Raw genomic sequence first — 18352 nt, forward strand, 5'->3', positions numbered from 1 at the left:
GTTGGCCCCTGGGGGTATGATATTGAATCGGTGCGCTTCCCAGGCTGGTTGGTGGGCAGTGCCCACCCTACGGTAAATACATTTCTCCAACGCTATGACTTCGACTTATCGCATTACGCTGCTGCCCGGTGATGGTATTGGCCCTGAGATTATGGCAGTGGCGGTGGATGTGCTCAAAACTGTGGGCAGCCAGATGGATCTGGCCTTTGAGTTTGAGGAAGCGCTAATTGGCGGGGCGGCGATCGATGAAACTGGGGAGCCGCTGCCGGAGGCAACGCTGAAGACCTGCAAGGCCAGCGATGCGGTGCTGCTAGCCGCGATCGGCGGCTACAAGTGGGATACCTTGCCTCGGCACCAGCGGCCTGAGACCGGGTTGTTGGGCCTGCGATCGGGTCTAGAGCTGTTTGCCAACCTGCGACCGGCCACCATTCTGCCCCAGCTGATCGATGCGTCTTCCCTCAAGCGAGAGGTGGTAGAGGGTGTCGATATTATGGTGGTGCGAGAATTAACGGGCGGCATTTATTTTGGCTCTCCCAAGGGTGTGTTTGAGACCGAAACTGGTCAAAAGCGGGGGGTCAACACCATGGCCTACACCGATGGCGAAATCGATCGCATTGGCAAGGTCGCCTTTGAGACGGCCCAAAAGCGCAACGGCCAGCTGTGCTCGGTAGACAAGGCCAATGTGCTGGAGGTATCGCAGCTGTGGCGCGATCGCATCACTGCCCTCTCTGCCGACTACCCCGACGTCACCCTCACCCACATGTATGTCGACAATGCCGCCATGCAGCTAATTCGCTGGCCCAAGCAGTTCGACACCATCGTCACCGGCAATTTGTTTGGCGATATTTTGTCGGATGCGGCGGCCATGCTGACCGGCAGCATTGGCATGTTGCCCTCGGCTAGCCTGGGAGCCAGCGGGCCTGGGGTCTACGAACCGGTGCACGGGTCGGCCCCTGACATCGCTGGCCAAGACAAGGCCAACCCCCTGGCCCAGGTGCTGAGCGCCGCTATGATGCTGCGCTACGCCCTCGATCAGCCCGCCGCCGCCGATCGCATTGAGCAAGCCGTGACCACAGTTTTAGATCAGGGTTATCGAACTGGCGATATCATGTCTGAGACTATGACCCAGGTGGGTTGCAAAGCGATGGGCGACGCCCTGCTGCGCGCCCTGGCATAAAGTTCTCTCTAGAAGCCTTTCTAGAGTTTGCGGCCCCTGGAAAGATCGATTAAAGTCTGTCCATAAGCACACAGGTGAGCCGTGTACGGTCTACAGCAACCCCCGTCTACAAGCCAATTGCCCTCCCAGCTACCCGATGTTGGTGCCCTGCCCACAGCCCTCAACCCAGCCCTGCTAAAATCGGCTCGGCAAATTTACCGTACCTATTACGAAGTGCACCCTGACGATGTGCAGCGCCCCATCGGTATTGCCATCAGCACCAAGACCCATCGCGGCAAGCTGATTTTTGGCGGTAAGCCTGTGCTATTGCCCAACGAATGCTTTATTCCCATTAGCCAAATCGAGCCGGGGCTGCACTAGCCCATCACTGCTCTCGAATAGATTCCCGTTTTCACGGGAATAACAGGCAGGGATCGTTGCCAGCAAACGTCCTAATGATGTTGGCTATAGCTATGGCTGTACAGCCTGGTCGGCCCGGTTTACATCACCCAGCGGCTGTATCGACAGCGGTGGCAACAAGGGTAGCAGTGGTAAACCCAGCCTCCGGCGTCAACGCTGTAAAAATTAGGCTATCCGCAACTCGGGTCACAATGCGACAATAGGGCAAATTAGCGCCCGCCCAGCCTGTATGCCTGGGGCGGGCCAGTGACCCAATTTTGAGAGATAGACCTATGCGCTCTGACTTACAACGCGCCCTCGATCGCCGCCGTGCCCTTAAAATCATCAGCGGCCTCACCAACTTTGACCCCCAGCGGGTAGTGGCTGTGGTCAAAGCCGCCGACCAGGGCGGGGCTACCTTTGTCGATATTGCCGCCGATGCTGACCTGGTGCGCCTGGCCAAGGCCGCAACCGCTCTGCCGATTTGTGTCTCGGCGGTAGAGGCTGAGGCATTTCTAGCCCCGGTCGCGGCTGGGGCCGACCTGATTGAAATTGGCAATTTCGATGCGTTCTACGCCCAGGGTCGCCGGTTTGAGGCCCCCGAGGTGCTAGAACTCACCCGTCGCACCCGCGCCCTGCTGCCCCACATCACGCTGGCGGTGACGGTGCCCCACATTCTGGCCCTCGATGAGCAGGTGAGCCTAGCTGAAGCACTGGTTGCGGCTGGGGCCGACCTGATTCAAACCGAGGGGGGCACCAGCAGCCAGCCCGCTCACCCCGGCACCCTGGGGCTAATCGAGAAAGCGGCCCCCACCCTGGCGGCAGCCCATGCGATTTCGCGGGCGGTAAATGTGCCTGTGCTCTGCGCCTCGGGCTTGTCAGATGTGACGGCACCCCTGGCGATCGCAGCCGGAGCGGTGGGAGTCGGTGTGGGCTCTGCGGTCAACAAGCTCGATAACCCTCTGGCGATGGTGGCCGTAGTGCGGCAGTTGGCCGAAAGCCTGCAAACGATTCAGGTATCGGCAGCGGCACGATAGCTGGTCCACCCAAGGGTAGTACCAAATCCGAGTTCCATACCCCCGATATCCAACCGGTCAACCTGTAGGGGCGTTGGCATAGCCTGGCCGGAGGCCTTACGGCCGTTCGCCCAGTGGAATTGGGGGTTAGCCAAGTAGGATTTGGTATAACGGGTGCAGAGGAGGGGCGATCGCCCCTCCCCCGGGTTTATGGTCGAACCTGCTCTAACCCGATAGACGTTTGCCATCCAAGCCTTTCCCCAGTGCCTCATACCCCATGTGACCCATTTGAAGGGATCTCGGTTGAGGGCCACGAGTAACCTAGGCTAGATTAGAGTCATGAAAACCGCCACAGAATTTGACGCAGCGGCGGTAAAATCAATCTCACCTGGGGAAGATGCGTATAATTGCCCAGGCAGACACACTGAGCCTAGGCGGAGAATATCCGGGGCATATCGGGGGCAATGTGAGTGCAGCGAAAGACGAATTTTTTACCCGATACATAGAAAAAGTTCACAGTCGAATGCAGACCCTCTATCGGAATGCCCGGCAATTTCCCTCCGATCATTCGGCGCAGTTGGTCAGTACGTTAGAAGAGCTGAGCTTAGCGGTAGAAGAGCTGCGCCTCGCCGAAGAAGAACTCTTAACTCAAAATGAACAACTGATTGCTGCCCAGCAGATTGTTGAAAACGAGCGGCGGCGCTACCAAGATCTGTTTGACTTTGCCCCCGATGGCTATCTAGTGACCGATCTCAATGGTGTGGTGCAAGAAATTAACCATGCCGCCGCTGCCTTGGTAAAGCTAGAGCAAAAATACTTGATTGGCAAACCGCTGGTCACGCATATACCCCTCTCGGAGCGATCGGCCTTTCGCGCTTTGCTCAATCAAATCGGGAAAACGCGGCGCATAGAGGGGTGGGAGCTAACGTTGCAGCGGCGCAAAGCTGACAGTATTGTGGTGTCCGTTACCGTTGAAACGGTGCGCGATCGGGCAGACCAGATCGTAGGGCTGCGATGGCAAATACGCGATATTACCGATCACAAACGGGCAGAGGCTACCCTCAACCAGCTCCAGGCTCAAAATTTAGAGTTACTAGAGACCGATCGGTTGAGAACGCAGCTATTGTCTACGGTTTCCCACGAGTTCAAAACGCCGATGAACGCCATTTTGGGGTTTTCGCAGGTGTTAATGGCGCAGCTGCACCCCGAGCAAGATGCTAAAACTATCAAAATGGTAAAACGCATTCTGCACAATGGGCAGCACTTGCTCGGTTTGTTGGAGGATATGCTCAATTTTTCGCGGCTGCGAGCCAACCAGGTCGAACTCACCCTAGAGACCTTCGATTTAGTCGAGCTAGTGGTTTCTACGCTCGATGACCTAACCCCCTTAGCTGACCAGAAGACGCTTCGCCTAGAGACGGCCCTGCCCGATAGCCCGCTGATGGTGACTAACGATCGCCAGCGCCTGCGGCAAATTCTGATCAACTTGCTTTCCAATGCGATTAAATTTACCGATGCTGGCACGGTGCGGGTCGGTGCGCAGCTGCTGTCACCCGAGCGATTGCAGTTGTGGGTTAGCGATACTGGCCCTGGCATTCACCCCGATGATCAGCCCCATATCTTTCAGGAGTTTTGGCAGGTTCACGATGCCCGCAACAAAGCCCAGGGGACAGGGCTGGGGCTGGCCATTGTGCACAACCTGGTGCAGGCCATGCAGGGCACTATTAGCGTGAGTAGCGAGCTGGGCCGGGGCAGCTATTTTTGTGTTGAACTGCCCCAAACCACGCTTTCTAACCGTTCAAAGCCGGTCCCCCTGCGTTGACTGCGTTGGCTGTCTGACACACTCTTGCCTATTTATGGGTTAGCCGCGCACCTTAGTAGTGATCTCAGCTACTCGTTGCCCTAGCGCTCGGGCGATCGCCAAATCTTCGGGCGGGGGTTGCAGTTCGCCTTTGCCTCCGGCAATGGTTGTGGCTCCGTAGGGGGTGCCGCCTCGCGCCTCGGTGTGAATCATGCCATCAACAGAGTAGGGCACGCCTACCACCAGCATGCCTAGGTGGAGCAGGGGCACCATCATGGTGAGCAGGGTAGTTTCTTGGCCACCGTGGGTGGAGGCGGTGGAGGTAAAGACGCCCGCCGGCTTGCCTTCCATATCGCCGTTGAGCCAGAGGCTAGCGGTTGAGTCAAACAGCTGCTTCATTTGAGCGGTCATATTGCCGTAGCGGGTGGGCGACCCAAACACAACGCCATCGGCTGCTTTGAGGTCATCTACGGTGCATACCGGAATTGATTGCTGCTGCTCCCGCAGTGAGCGGGCGGCATCGTTTTGGTCAATCATCGCGTTTACGGCGTCAAATTCTTGCACCCGCCGCAAGTCGACCTCTACCCCGGCGACTTGCCCTGCCCCCTCGGCTACCGCCCGAGCCAGTTGAAGGGTGTGGCCATACATAGAATAGTAAACGACCAAAATTTTCATGAATTCTCCAGATTTCAGCGTTTTGCCCGCTCAGGCTTGGGCAGGGGATAGATTGCTCATCCTTATCAATGGTGAAAGATACCGCTGGTTCTTTTAATCTCTCGCAGGAGTGATTTTTGCGATCGCCCCTCCTCCATTGGAAGGCCAAAATCGACGGGTCGCTGTTGCTAAAGCCTGGGCCTTAGATCAAAACCAAGCTTTTCGAGAGCAAAGAGCTGACCCCTGAATGAGGTGACTATATTGTGGAGCTGAGTGCCGATACCCCAGGGGCAACCGCACTGACAGCTACCCCCAACTCGTCTGAAGCTGAAGAAGCGGTGCTGGCCCAAGAAAAAGCCAACGAGAAGAGGTAGAACGTGCTAACCAAGAGCTAGAGATGGCCTACGAAGAGCTGCAATCGACTAACGAAGCGTTAGAAACCACCAACGAAGAGCTGCAATCGGCTAACGAAGAACTTCACACGGTCAACGAAGAACTTCAGCGCAGCAGCCAAGACCTCAACCAGAGCAATACGTTTCTCGAATCTGTATTTACTAGCCTCAAAGGCGGCGTGGTCGTGGTCAACCGCGACCTGCAAATGCAAATTTGGAACGCCAAAGCTGGAGATCTTTGGGGCCTACGGCCCGACGAAGTGGTTGGTCAAAACTTGCTCAACCTCGATATTGGCTTGCCGGTGGAGCGACTGTGCCAGCCGATCCGCGACTGCCTAACCTTAAGCGGCAACAGCCTCGTAGAACTGACGTTGGATGCAGTAAACCGCAAAGGCCATACCGTCAGCTGCCACATTACCTGCACCCCGTTAATCAGTCTTCAAAACCAGGTGCAGGGCGTTATTTTGATCATGACCTAATCCTAAATCCTGTTTGATCAACCCCCCATTCAACAGGGCGAATTGCATTTGCCCCGATAAAATTCCTAATTTTTTTGCTAGCGGGTCACCACCGGTAGGTTGGCCTCGTGCCAGCTCAGCATGCCGCCGCGCAGGCTAACGGCCTCTGCCCGGCCCTGCTTTTTGAGAATGACGGTGGCCTGGGCCGATCGCCGCCCCGACTTGCACACCGCCACCACCGGCTGGTCAGTTGGGATTTCGCTGACCCGCTCTTCTAATTCGCCTAGGGGTACCCACTGGGCGGCATTGATATGGCCCAGCTCACCGTTAAATTCATCGGCCCCGCGCACATCGAGAATGTGGACCTGGCCGAGGTTTTCGGCCACCCACTGGGGATCAATTTCTTTGACGCCGCCATAGGTGAGGTGCACCGGCCCCCAATCGGCCACGGCGGGCATTTTGCCGTCCTCGGGCTGGCCGCAGACGCAGTTGGCCGGAATGGCAATGTCGATCTTCTTGGGGTGGGGCAGACCCAGATTTTCCATGTAGCCAACAAAGTCGATTTCGTCGGCCTGGCCACCGATGCGGGGGTTGTAGGCTTTTTCTTCGCCTACGCTGGAGGCGGTGCGACCGTTATAGTCGTGGGCGGGCCAGATGACGCAGTCGTCGGGCAGACTAAAGATTTGCTCGGTAATTGAGGCATACATGCGCTTGGCGTCGCCCTGCTGAAAGTCGCAGCGACCGGCACTGCGGATGAGCAGACAGTCGCCGGTAAAGGCCATGGCGTGGTCGTCGAGCACGTAGGTGATGCAGCCGTCGGTGTGGCCGGGGGTGGCGCGCACCTCTAGGGTGCGCTCACCAAAGGCAACCCTATCCCCATGGTCGAGCAAATAGTCGGCCCCGCTGACCATATCGCCGTAGCGGCCCGAGATGCCAATTTTAGAGCCCAGCGCCTGCTGCATTAGCCAGGCCCCGGTGACATGGTCGGCGTGGCAGTGGGTGTCGAGGGTGGCGATCAGCGTCAGGCCCAGTTCTTTGATTAGGGCGCGATCGCGCCGATGCTGCTCAAACACGGGGTCGATCAGCACGGCTTCTTTAGAAACCGGGTCGGCCAGCAAATAGGTGTAGGTAGACGAATCGGCATCAAAGAGTTGGCGGAAGATGAATGTGTGATCCACAGCGCAAAGCTCCTGAAAAATTGTGACGGCAAAGGCGTTCTTTTCTCTACTATATAACCAATTAGTTATTTTTGGCTTGATTTAATCCCGCGTCTTGGTGGGTGGGTGGCGGCGATCGCGGCTGCGGCCCCAAGCCCTATCAGGGTGGCGTCGGTTAGCGCTACATGCCGGGGCTGGCCAGGTTGCGAAAACGGGTAAACTGCGGCTCGAACAGCAGCTTAATGGTGCCGGTGGGGCCGTTGCGGTGCTTGGTGATGATGATCTCGGCGATGCCGCGATCGGGGGTGTCGGGGTCGTAATATTCTTCGCGGTAGAGCATCATGATCAAGTCGGCGTCCTGCTCGATTGCGCCCGAGTTGTGGGAGACAAGGCCGTCGGCTAGCCAAGAGGCTGGCCCCGGTACGGTGAGGTCGTAGACGGGTTCTTCTCCTGCTGGCTCAATGGAAATGACCTCATCCCAGACAATATCTGTTGCTACTTCGGTTCTTGCGTGAGAGTCAAATGCATTCTCCAATGCGTTTGGCTGAGCTACGGCGATGAGGTTACCGTTATCTAGCGCTTGCAAACGCTGCCAGCCGTCAAGGGTAAACAAGCGGTGCTTTTCGGTCGCGCGAATTTTGTACCCGCTGGCGGTAGTCAATGCATAAACCGGGCGAGTACCCACCTGCCACACCAAATCAGCCTTAGCCTGGGTCAGCTTACCCCGTTCATCTAGGCTAACGACCTCCGGGGTGCTGCCCACCAAGTCTTGGATCGGTACCCGTCGCCCATCGGCCAGCACAACTAGAGTGTCGCCCGTAACGCACTCCCGTAAATCGCTCATCATTGGGCGTTTGTTGGTGCGCGATTCGACGCCTCGGCTGAGCTGCGAGAGGGCGATGATCGGCACATTGAGTTCGCGGGCCAGACCCTTGAGCGATCGCGTCATCTTCGACAGTTCCTGCACCCGGTTGTCGCCGCCACCCTCCATGAGCTGGAGGTAGTCGATCAAAATCAGTCCTAGGGCACCGCCCTGCTCGGCTTGCAGGCGGCGACAGCGGGAGCGAATTTCGGTCACCGAAATGCTGGGGGTATCGTCGATAAAAATTGGCATCTGGGAGAGCACGCTGATGGCGTGGCCCAGCTTTTCCCACTCGTTTTGGGCAATGCGTCCGGTGCGTAGGCGACTGCTCTCCATCTCAACTTCGCTAGAGAGCAGACGATAGACCAGCTGCACCTTAGACATCTCCAGGCTGTAGATGGCGACCGGTAGCTTTTGGAGGGCCGCGATATTGCGAGCGATATTCAGCACAAAACTGGTGTTGTGGACGCAGATGTCGTTGGCGACAAAGTTGTGGGTGTCGGGGATGGTGAGGTCGTAGACCTGCTTGACACCCTGGGGGTCGATCGCCACAATTTCATCCCAATAGACATCGCTGGTGGCGATGTGCTGAAGTTCTAGGTGCTCTAGGGCCGTGGCCAGGGCAAAGAGGCGATTGCGGGTCGGTGCCCGTTTACCCGCGTGGATATTGCTGGTGCTCTGAAATCCGGCGCGGGTGGCCAGAGACACCCAAGACTCGTCGCCTTTGGCGGCGCGGAGGGCATCCCAAATTTCTACCGGAATTAGATCGCGGTTGGTTTGGTAGCGGCGGTTAGCCAGGGCGGCTTCGACCTTGGCCAGGGCCGCTTCCTTACCAAAGATGCCAATTTCGCTGAGGAAAGTTTTGATCGATGGAGAGTCGGTAATGTCGAGCTGCCAGGCAGGACGGCGACCATCGAGGTACTTGACCGATCGCAACCGGAGCTGAGCCAAAATGCCAAACCGCAGCAGCAGGTGCTGTACTTGACGGGCCAGGGGTTCGCTGACGCTGGCAAAGCCCAGCTGCGCCTGGCCTGAGGCGAGGACGGTGGCCCAGCCATCGGTGGCAAACAGGCGGTTGAGGAAAAGGGCGAGGCGCGATCGCTCGAGCCGAAACACTTCCGCCGGAACAGTTTTCTGGTGAGCCGTTTTGCCCCAGAGGCCGAGGTCTTGTAGCCACAGCGTTAAATTATTTTGACTCATCCAGCGGATGGTGGCGAGACCGCCGGGAGCCAGGGTTTCGGGCGCAACCTGGAGCAGTTGGCACAGGCGCGCAAAGGTGTCTGGACTAGGCGCACAGACGCCCTGTTGCCACAGAGTCACTAGGCTAGGTGCCACGCCTAGGGTTTGGGCTAACCAACGAGCGGGCTGTCCACTGGCCTGGATCAATTCCTTTAGCCGTTGACCAAAGAGTTGACGGGCCTGCTGCACCTCGGCACTGTCCGAGGTGACGTAAACCGTGGGTGTGCGGGTGCCCTGGGAAGTCTCTTCGCGCACCTTCACCCCAGGGAACTGGAGGGCAGCAGCAGTGAAATCGGTCTGGATGGCTGGGTTTTCATTGGTGAACTGGGGAGAGGTGCCTGTCAGGCACCCATCGCCAATCAGGTAGGCCAGCAGTTTGACCTGATGCTCAGGTAGCACTTCGGTGCCGAATACGGGCAGCGTTCTAGGCACGGCAATTTTTTGGCCCACTGCCAGCTCCGCTAGGGGCTGCCAGCCCTGGATGGTCAAGTAGGGATGGCTCAGGGTGGTCTCAATTTCTCGCCCCGATCGCGTGCTCACCCGAAACACAGGCTTTTGGCCATCGTCTACATAGGCGCTGGGCTGAGTGAGTTGAAAGCGCCAGTCATTCCCCAGGGTGAGCAGCGAGGCGGATTTTTCCTGGTAGATCTCGCCAATGGTCTTGAGGCTACCGTCAGCCAATACAATCTGGGCATCGGCACTCAGGCACTTGCCCATTGACGGTCTAGCAGCAGCAATAATCAAGTCCGATCGCTGGAACCCCTGGGTCATGGCATCGAGGTCGTAGAAGCCGCAGGGGATGCCGGGCAGCACCACGCCGAGCGATCGCTGCTCGATCTCAGAAAACGTCTCGATCAAAATATCTGAGGTCGCCGTCAGTCCTCCCTGGGGCCGCGACTGGGTGATGCCAAACAGCCGCTGCTCCGACTGATCCATCACATTCTCAATCGGCAGGGTCGTGTCGTAGCCCAGCTGCGAAATTTCGCCCCCGGTTTGAATCAGCAGTCGACGGGTGTACTTATCCATCACCAGAGTGGCGTACTGGTCGATGTTGGCGGCACTAATGGTGCGATCGACCAGCTGGGCTAGGCGGGTTTGGCCCCCTACCTGCTCTAGCTTGCCGTTGTCTTTGAGCCACACGGCGATCGTCATCAGGTCGGCGGGCTGCCCCTTCGCGTGCAGCGCCAGCGCCCCCTTATAGATATCGCGGTGGGCACCGATGTAAAAGGCATCGGGGGTAAGAATTTCCATCACCCGACCCAGGGCTTCGGGGTCGAGCAAAATACCCCCCAGAATGGCCTCTTCGGCCTCTATGTTCTGGGGAGGCAGGCGATCGCTGACCGCATCAAACTTGAGATTCTGAACCATAGCCCTGCGGGAGTGGAGTAGTTCTAATTGTGCTCCAAACCCGACCGTCCTGGAGTTGCTTATCCAAACTGCCCCTGCACATAGGCCAAGGTGCGCTCATCCTGGGGGGTCGAGAAAATTTTCTCAGTCTTATCGATCTCCACCAGGTAGCCAACTCGCTTGCCTCCCTCTAGGGCTTCGGCATTAAAGAACGCCGTGTAGTCAGCCACCCGTGAGGCCTGCTGCATGTTGTGGGTGACGATGATGATGGTGAACTCCTGCTTAAGTTCATTCATCAGCTCTTCAATCCGCATCGTCGAAATTGGGTCTAGGGCCGAGCAGGGCTCATCCATCAGCAGCACGTCGGGCTGCACCGCAATGGCGCGGGCAATACACAGGCGCTGCTGCTGCCCCCCCGAAAGCGAAGTGCCCAACTGCTTCAGCTTGTCTTTAACCTCATCCCAAAGGGCCGCCTTGCGTAGTGAGGCCTCTACCACCTCATCCAGATTGCCCTTAAAGCCATTGACCCGCAGACCATAGGCAACGTTGTCGTAGATCGACTTGGGGAAGGGGTTGGGCTGCTGAAACACCATCCCAATCTTGCGGCGCACCACAACCGGGTCAACATTGGCGTCGTAGAGCCCCTTGCCCTTGTAGGTCAAATTTCCTTTAACCTCGGCTCCGCGAATCAGCGCATTGGTGCGGTTAAAGCAGCGCAGCAGGGTGCTCTTGCCGCAGCCTGACGGGCCAATAAAGGCGGTAATTTGCCCCTCTAGAATGTCCATGGTGACATCCCGCAGGGCGATATTTCCGCCGTAATAGACCGACAGATTTCTAACTTCAAAGGTGCGCCGGGTATCCACGGCTGTACCACTCATATATTGCTTATATTGCTGCATGGTAGTTCCGAATAAAAGCGGGTTAAACAGGGCTAAGGGCGGCGAGGTTGAGAATGCTCTAGATCCAACATAAGGTTGAATGGCTTAAGAAAACTAAAACTGCCGCGTCAGGTCGAAGGCCAAGCAGGCTAAAACTTTTGCCTACGGCTCAGAAATCGAGCGACCACACTAAAGATCAATACAATGGCCAGCAGCACTAGGGCCGCTGCCCAGGCCAGCTCTTGAGACGCCTTGTAGGGAATAATCGAGAAAAAGTAGATCAGCACCGGCAGCGTGGCCACAGGCTGCCAAACGTCAGTGGCCCAGAAGTTGTTGTTAAAGGCCGTAAACAGCAACGGTGCTGCTTCCCCTGCGGCCCGCGCCACCCCCAGCACAATACCTGTGATAATCGACGTCACTGCGGCGGGCAGCACGATTTGAACCACCGTTTGAAACCGGGTGGCCCCAATGCCCGTAGAGGCCAGACGCATTTCATTGGGTACCAGCAGTAGGGCTTCTTCCGTAGAGCGGATGATGATCGGCAGCATCAGCACCGCCAGCGCCACCCCGCCTGAAAATGCTGAAAACGAACCCATGGGCCGGACGATAATTGAATAGGCAAACAAACCCATGAGAATGGCCGGTACCCCGGTCAGCACGTTGCAGGAAAATTTGACCAGGTAAGCCAAGCGAGTACCCCGGCCAAACTCAGCCAGGTAAACCGCCGCCAGCACCCCAAAGGGCACCGAAATTGCGGTGCCGATGCCCAGGGTCATCAGAGTTCCGACGATAGCGTGGCCGACGCCCCCCTCGGTCAGCCCCGGTGGGGGTGGCAGCTTGGTGAACAGATCTGGAAAGACAAAGGCGTTCACCCCTTTCTGAAACACGCTCAGCAAGACCCAAATTAGGGGAATGACTACGGCTGCGGCAAAGACCATGGTCAGCACCGTCAGCACCTTGCCCACAATTCTGCGGTGGGGGGCTAAGGCTTGGCCAGTAATGTCAAAGTCGTCGGTGGCGTAGGCCAAGTCAGGCCGAATGTCTGCGCTATCCATAATTTCCGTTTACCTAGGCTAACTGTCTCGTGCCGTAATGGGTTTTGCTGGGCAAAAAAAGGCTGCATGAGCTTGAACCGCTGCTCTCGCTCTGGGCCAGTCCTCTGGGCCAGTCCTCTGGGTTACTACTCAATATTTTGAAACCGGCGAATAATGATCTCCGCCAGGATGTTGACAATCAGGGCCAAGATCATCAGCACCAACCCGGCATACATCAGCGCGGCCACCTGCACCCGCCCTGCTTCGCCAAACTGAGAGGCAATTAGGCCCGTAATGGTTGACCCCGGCTGTAGCCAAGAAATATCGATGCGGTTGGCGTTGCCGACCAGCATGGCCGCTACCATGGTCTCGCCCAGGGCGCGGCCCATAGCCAGCATGACCGAGCTGATAATGCCCGACAGCCCCGCCGGAATCAGCACTCGAATAATGGTTTCCCAGCGGGTGGCCCCTAGGGCCAACGAGCCGTTGCGCAGCTCTCGGGGCAGCGCCTCAAAGGTGCCCCGGGTAATCGAAATAATGATGGGCACAATCATGATCGATAGCACTAGACCCACCAAGAACAGGCTATTGCCACGGGGCGCAGGGCCACCAAAAATCGGAATCCAGCCGAGGACGTCGTTGAGAAACCGGAAAAAAGGCCGAATAAAGGGAATCAGCACAAAGATGCCCCAAATGCCCAGCACCACGCTAGGAATCGCCACAATCAGCTCAATGGCAAAGGCAATGGGCGTGGTAATCCAAACGGGGGCAAAGCCCTCGGTGAGAAAAATCGCGACTCCTACCCCCAACGGCACGGCAATCAGCAGCGCAATAAACGCGGTGACTAGAGTGCCGTAGATCATTGGCAATACGCCGTAGATGTTAGTCACTGGGTTCCAGGTGGTGCCAATCACAAAGCCAAGACCAAACTGGCGAATGGCGGGCCAAGCCGAAACCGTTGTCTGCAAAATAATCCACAGCAAAACGGCTCCGGCTCCAATCGCCAACAGCAGGGTAAATCCCCAAAAACCGACATCCAACACCCGAGCTGTGCTGTTGCGCTTTTCGAGACTGCGTTTAGTAAAGCCTGTTGATTGATCAGCCAGCGCCATGACAATTCCTTAACTCCAGTGAGTTGCTGTAAATTTCAGTGTTTGGGGGACTTTACTAAGGCCAGTTGAACCGGGTACTTAAGCACTTTAATTGTGACAGTCTCCAACGGTTTAACGGTATAGGGTTTCAGGTTTCAGGTTCAAGATCTTCCTTGAACCTGAAACCTTGAACTTTATAATCTCAGCCGTTAGCCAGCGTTGACGGTGTCAAACACTTCTCGGACGCGTTCTACCAGGGGATCGGGCAGGGGGACGAACAGCAGTTCCTCCGTCAGAGCCCGACCATCGGGACCGAGTGCCCATTCAAATACGTCGCGCATGGCCTGCCACTTGGCCTCATCTTGGTACTCTTGATAGATCATCACCCATACGAGACCCACAATGGGGTAGGCGTCTTCGCCAGCGGGGTCAGGCACCAGTAGAGCAAAGTCGTCGGGCACTTCCGCATCGAGCAGAGCGTTAGCCGCGTTTTCAGGGGTCGGCTCTACAAAGTTGCCCGCCTGGTTTTCGATTATGGCAGAGGAAATATCGTTGAGGGCAGCATAGGCGTAGGACAGATAGCCGATCGCCCCTTCATTTTGCTGAATGGTGGCTGCTACGCCCTCGTTGCCCTGACCACCAATGCCCACTGGCCAGTCTACAGAGGTGCCAACACCCGCTTCCCAGCCGGGGCAAACGGTGTCGATATGGTTGACAAACACAAAGGTGGTACCCGAACCGTCGGAGCGGTGAGCCCAGGTGATGGGTAGATCGGGAATGTCTAGGTCGGGGTTGATGGCTGCGATCGCAGGGTCGCTCCACTGGGTAATGTCGCCGGTGACAATGCCGCAATACACGTCACGGCTGAGGCGCAGTTCTTGGTCACCGATGCCCGGCAGGTTGTAGGAGAACGATACGTGCCCACCGACGATAGGCAGCTGAATCGGCTCAAAGGGATAGGCATCGTTAAAGGACTTCATCCGGTCTTCGGACTCAGTGATAGGAGCCTCGGAAGCGCCAAAGTCTACGGTGCCTGCAATGTACTGCTCTAGACCGGCACCGCTGCCCACCGACTGATAGCTGACCTGCACATCGGGGTTGACAGTACGGTTATAGGCATCGAACCAGCGCTGAAAAATGGGGGCGGGGAAGGTGGCCCCTGCGCCGCTGATAGGGATGGTGGTGCCGCTGCCGCCGCCAGCCGCTACCGGAGGCGCATCGGGGTCGCCAGCTACCGGATCAGAGCCGCCACCACAGGCCGCCACAGCTAAAACCATGGGCAAAGATGCCGCTAGTAATGCTTTGCGATTGAACGCTTTGCGATTGAACATCATGGGAAACAAGTCCATCTTTTAGAACGACTACGGAATCAGATAAACAAGCCTTTTAACTAGCCTGTCAAACGACCCGAAACCTAACTGAAACAGCGAAACATTAAATTTGAACCGGAGCGCCCAAAAAAGAAACTATCACACTATTTGGTGTAAATGCTTACTAACTTGAGAACAAATCTCTTGGTTAACTCCGCTGAAAGAACTGCACCGAAAAAAGGACACAAAAAGGACAAAACCCAAGCCAAAATCCTTGGCAGCCATCGATATAGGGTCGTTAACCAAATCTTAAGCAGATTTTAACTAGGTCTTGATGTGCTATAGAATAGCCCGGTCGCCAGGTGGGTTAACTCTGTCAGTATTGCCTGTCAAAGGCGATTAAGCAGGCCGCCTTACAGCTTTTCTGCTGTAGTTTTTCCGGACAAAATTAGTTTAAACGGCTTGGGTTAAGCGGCAGTTAATGCTTTTTCTAAACGTTATTAGATGTCAGAGGGCGGCACTATGACTCAATCCGCTCAACGTCTCGTTTGCCTCGGTCTTGACCTTGGTTCATTCACTTGTTTTGCTGATCGATCTAGGGTAATCGGGCGTTTGGGCTGGGGCACTGACCGGGGGCAAGAGAGGCAGCGCGATCGTAAACGTAGATCCCTGGTTTTCGGTGCTGAGCACCTGTAGGGTGCCCTGGTGGGCCTGAACAATGTGCTGGGCGATCGCTAACCCCAGCCCAAAGCCGCCCGTATCGCGCGATCGCGCTTCGTCCACCCGATAAAACCGGTCAAAGATGTGGGGCAGATCAGCGGCGGGGATGCCCATGCCGCTGTCGCGGACGACAATGGTGACCTGGTCTAGTTGACGACTCAGGGCGAGCATGACCTCGCCCCCGGTAGCGGTGTAGCGGCAGGCGTTGCTGAGCAGGTTGGCCACAGCCTGGCGCAGCAGGTCGGTTTCTCCATGCACCCAAAGCGGGGTCGGGGGCACCACTAGCTGCCACTGCAACCCCTTGGCTTCAGCCTGGGGCTGAAACTCCTGGGCCAGGGCTTGCGTGAGGGCCGTGAGATCGCACCGTTGGGTAGCAGGCCAGCGATCGCCCGAGACCAGCAAGAATAGACTGTTGATCAGTCGCCCCATGGTTTGGGCCAGGTCGGCAATCCGCTGCAGCCGGATGGTTTGCTCTTGAGCCGAGGCCCCCATCAGCCCCAACTCCGCCTGACTGAGAATCGCCGCGACTGGCGATCGCAGCTCATGGCTGGCGTCGGTGCTAAATCGCTCTAGCCGCTGGTACGACGTCTGGATGGGCCGCATCACCTGACCGGCAAACCACCAGCTAACCAGCCCCATCAGCCCCACCCCCACCGGCAGCCCTAGGCTCAAAAACAGCCGAATCTGATCTAAGGCCGCCTCTACCGGAGCAAGGGCGATCGCGAGCTGTAAATGGCCCAGGGTTTGCCCCTCCGCCACGATCGGTACGGTCATTTGCCGCAGCCGCTGGCCGTTGTGCACCAGGGTGATGTAGCCGGGCTGAACGACAATGCGATCGCCCGACAGCGGGCCAAAAAACTGCAACAGATGGTTGTTGGGGTCATACCAGCGGGCATAGACCAGGTCGGAGGTAATGCTCAGGGTGCTGCCCCCCAGCCGGGGCACCGTATTTATCTGAAACTGCGCCGGATTGTTGGGGGTTAGCGAGGGGCCGTTGCCCCGGCTGCTTAAGATCAGCTCGGCTTCGCGGTAGAGATGCTGGTCGAGCTTGTAGAGTTCGCGCTCGACTTCAATCACGTAGAGCAGGCCGCCAAACACCACAAACACACTGCCCATGGCCAGCATGAGCCACTGGGTCAGAAAACGGCGACTGCGGGTGAACATGGGAGTGGGGGAGTGGGAGGGTGAATGGGTGGGAGGGTGGATGGGTGGGTTAGTTTTACCTAAAACCTGAGGCCCGAACCCTGAAACCCGAAACCTAATATCTGTCCCCCACCCCAAGGTTCATTCCAGTTTAGCTTTTAGGATGAGCGGCTTTGGGCTGGGTCAGCCGGTAAAAGCGAATCACAAAAATCAGGCTGGCGACGGTAACGCCAAGGGATTGACCGATCCACAGACCGACGCCGCCCAGCCCGGCGATAAAGCCAAGGCCGTAGCCGATGGTAAGCCCTACTCCCCAAAAGGCTAGCCCGCTGAGCACCATGGGCGTGCGGGTATCTTGCAGGCCGTAGAGGGCTCCGGTCGATACTCGCTGCACGCCATCGACCACCTGCACTAGAGCCGCCACGAACAACATGGGCAGGGCCTGGGCCACCACCGGGGCATTGGCGGCATCGTCGAGATCTAAGTACAGCCCCACCACCGCCTGCCGAAACACTAGCAGCCCCAGGGTGGCCAGCAGCATAAAGGCAGCGGCGATCGCCATGGCCACATACCCCGCTCGCCGAGCCGCCACCAAGTCTTGCTGCCCAAACCCCATTCCCACTCGGGCCGTCGCTGCATAGGACATGCCTAAGGGCACGGTAAAAATCAGGTAAATGGTTTGGTAAACGGTCTGGTGGGCAGCCAGCACCTCGGGGCCGAGGATGCCCATCAAAAAGGTGACCACGGCAAACAGACTAAACTCTAGGGCCGTGGTGATCGCGATCGCCCCACCCATCGCAACCAGCCGCCCAATTAGCCGGGGCTGCACCCGGTACCAGCTGCGCCAAAACCGGTAGCTCTTTAGCTGAGGATGCCTGACGGTATAGAGCAAAAAGAGGCCAAACATCAGCCAGTAGCTCAGCCCGCTGGCCAGGCCCAGACCCCCCAGCCCCATCGCCGGAAAGCCCCAGCGGCCAAACCCCAGGGCGTAGTTACCCGCGATGTTAAAGGCCGTGCCCACCAGCACAATCACAATCACCACCTGGGCCTGGGCCAGCGACGAAGCATAGCCCCGCAGCATGGCAAACCCCAGAGCTGGCAATGCACCCCACAAAATCCATTGAAAGTAGGGGGCGGTCAGAGCGGCGATCGCCTCCTGCTGCCCTAGGGCCAACAGCACCCGATCGAGCTGGCTCAATACCGCCATCATCGGTAGGCTCAGCGCCAGAGAAAGCCACAGCCCCTGACGAGCCACATCCTCAACCAACTCTCTTTGCCCTGCCCCAAAGGCCTGGGCCACCAGCGGCCCCACCGCCATCACCAGACCGCTGACCACCGCCAGCAGCAGCTGAAAGCTAATGGCCGCCAGCCCCCCCGCTGCCAGGGTATTGGCCCCTAGCCGCCCCATCATCAGCGTATCGACAAAACCGACGGCGGCCTGGGCCAACTGGGCACCGGCCAGGGGCAGCGCTAGGGCGAGAAAGGCTTTGGCTTCTACACCAGTCTTAGATTGGGCGATGGATCTGACCTGGGTACGCATCGAAAGATAAGCCCACTAGAGGCCTTTATGCTTTATGCCGAATCCGACTCCCAAAATCCCGATTCGTCACCCGTACCCCGTAGTGGCATTGCACTGCAATGCCACTACAAGTGGGGGATTACAGACAGGATGAGGAAATTTCTAGGGGCAGGGGG

Annotated in this window: 14 protein-coding genes; 5 read left to right on the forward strand and 9 right to left on the reverse strand. The window is 57.5% G+C overall.

Features of this window, described 5'->3' with window-relative positions; genetic code table 11:
- The first annotated feature begins 94 nt into the window (after nt 1–94).
- The 4 genes from leuB (at nt 95) to RRF56_RS19935 (ending at nt 4393) form a co-directional block, all read left to right on the forward strand.
- The gene (gene leuB, locus RRF56_RS19920) at nt 95–1177 is read left to right on the forward strand and encodes a 3-isopropylmalate dehydrogenase (RefSeq protein ID WP_317034902.1); all 1083 of its coding nucleotides are present in this window, start codon (nt 95–97) and stop codon (nt 1175–1177) included.
- A gap of 81 nt (nt 1178–1258) precedes the next feature.
- Complete coding sequence (locus RRF56_RS19925; RefSeq protein ID WP_317034903.1) at nt 1259–1537, forward strand: hypothetical protein; 279 nt, start codon at nt 1259–1261, stop codon at nt 1535–1537.
- Between the two features lie 311 nt (nt 1538–1848).
- Nucleotides 1849–2592 carry a DUF561 domain-containing protein gene (locus RRF56_RS19930; RefSeq protein ID WP_317034904.1) on the forward strand — a complete coding sequence of 248 codons (744 nt, stop codon included), beginning with the start codon at nt 1849–1851 and terminating at the stop codon, nt 2590–2592.
- A 376-nt stretch (nt 2593–2968) separates the two neighbouring features.
- Complete coding sequence (locus RRF56_RS19935; RefSeq protein ID WP_317034905.1) at nt 2969–4393, forward strand: PAS domain-containing sensor histidine kinase; 1425 nt, start codon at nt 2969–2971, stop codon at nt 4391–4393.
- Between the two features lie 39 nt (nt 4394–4432).
- Here the strand turns inward: RRF56_RS19935 and wrbA are convergent, their stop codons facing one another.
- The gene (gene wrbA, locus RRF56_RS19940) at nt 4433–5047 is read right to left on the reverse strand and encodes an NAD(P)H:quinone oxidoreductase (protein WP_317034906.1); all 615 of its coding nucleotides are present in this window, start codon (nt 5045–5047) and stop codon (nt 4433–4435) included.
- Between the two features lie 376 nt (nt 5048–5423).
- Here wrbA and RRF56_RS19945 point away from each other — a divergent pair, with 376 nt between their 5' ends.
- Nucleotides 5424–5897, forward strand: a complete 474-nt coding sequence (locus tag RRF56_RS19945) for a PAS domain-containing protein (RefSeq protein ID WP_317034907.1) — start codon at nt 5424–5426, stop codon at nt 5895–5897.
- A 77-nt stretch (nt 5898–5974) separates the two neighbouring features.
- Here the strand turns inward: RRF56_RS19945 and RRF56_RS19950 are convergent, their stop codons facing one another.
- The 8 genes from RRF56_RS19950 to RRF56_RS19985 form a co-directional block, all read right to left on the reverse strand.
- Complete coding sequence (locus RRF56_RS19950) at nt 5975–7054, reverse strand: MBL fold metallo-hydrolase (protein WP_317034908.1); 1080 nt, start codon at nt 7052–7054, stop codon at nt 5975–5977.
- A gap of 160 nt (nt 7055–7214) precedes the next feature.
- On the reverse strand, nt 7215–10502 hold the full coding sequence (gene dnaB, locus RRF56_RS19955; protein WP_317034909.1) for a replicative DNA helicase: 3288 nt from the start codon (nt 10500–10502) through the stop codon (nt 7215–7217).
- Nucleotides 10503–10561: 59 nt separating this feature from the next.
- Nucleotides 10562–11359 (reverse strand): phosphate ABC transporter ATP-binding protein PstB, encoded by a 798-nt coding sequence (gene pstB / locus RRF56_RS19960; protein ID WP_317038370.1) that lies wholly within the window; start codon nt 11357–11359, stop codon nt 10562–10564.
- Nucleotides 11360–11508: 149 nt separating this feature from the next.
- Nucleotides 11509–12414 carry a phosphate ABC transporter permease PstA gene (pstA, locus tag RRF56_RS19965; RefSeq protein WP_317034910.1) on the reverse strand — a complete coding sequence of 302 codons (906 nt, stop codon included), beginning with the start codon at nt 12412–12414 and terminating at the stop codon, nt 11509–11511.
- A 125-nt stretch (nt 12415–12539) separates the two neighbouring features.
- A complete protein-coding gene (gene pstC, locus RRF56_RS19970; RefSeq protein ID WP_317034911.1) occupies nt 12540–13505 on the reverse strand; it encodes a phosphate ABC transporter permease subunit PstC in 966 nt (321 codons plus the stop codon).
- Nucleotides 13506–13693: 188 nt separating this feature from the next.
- The gene (pstS, locus tag RRF56_RS19975) at nt 13694–14761 is read right to left on the reverse strand and encodes a phosphate ABC transporter substrate-binding protein PstS (protein WP_317034912.1); all 1068 of its coding nucleotides are present in this window, start codon (nt 14759–14761) and stop codon (nt 13694–13696) included.
- Nucleotides 14762–15364: 603 nt separating this feature from the next.
- On the reverse strand, nt 15365–16678 hold the full coding sequence (locus tag RRF56_RS19980) for a HAMP domain-containing sensor histidine kinase (protein ID WP_317034913.1): 1314 nt from the start codon (nt 16676–16678) through the stop codon (nt 15365–15367).
- Nucleotides 16679–16808: 130 nt separating this feature from the next.
- Nucleotides 16809–18197: an MATE family efflux transporter gene (locus tag RRF56_RS19985; RefSeq protein ID WP_317034914.1), complete on the reverse strand. Its 1389-nt coding sequence runs from the start codon at nt 18195–18197 to the stop codon at nt 16809–16811.
- Between the last annotated feature and the right edge of the window lie 155 nt (nt 18198–18352).

Source organism: Nodosilinea sp. E11, assembly GCF_032813545.1.
GTDB lineage: Bacteria > Cyanobacteriota > Cyanobacteriia > Phormidesmidales > Phormidesmidaceae > Nodosilinea.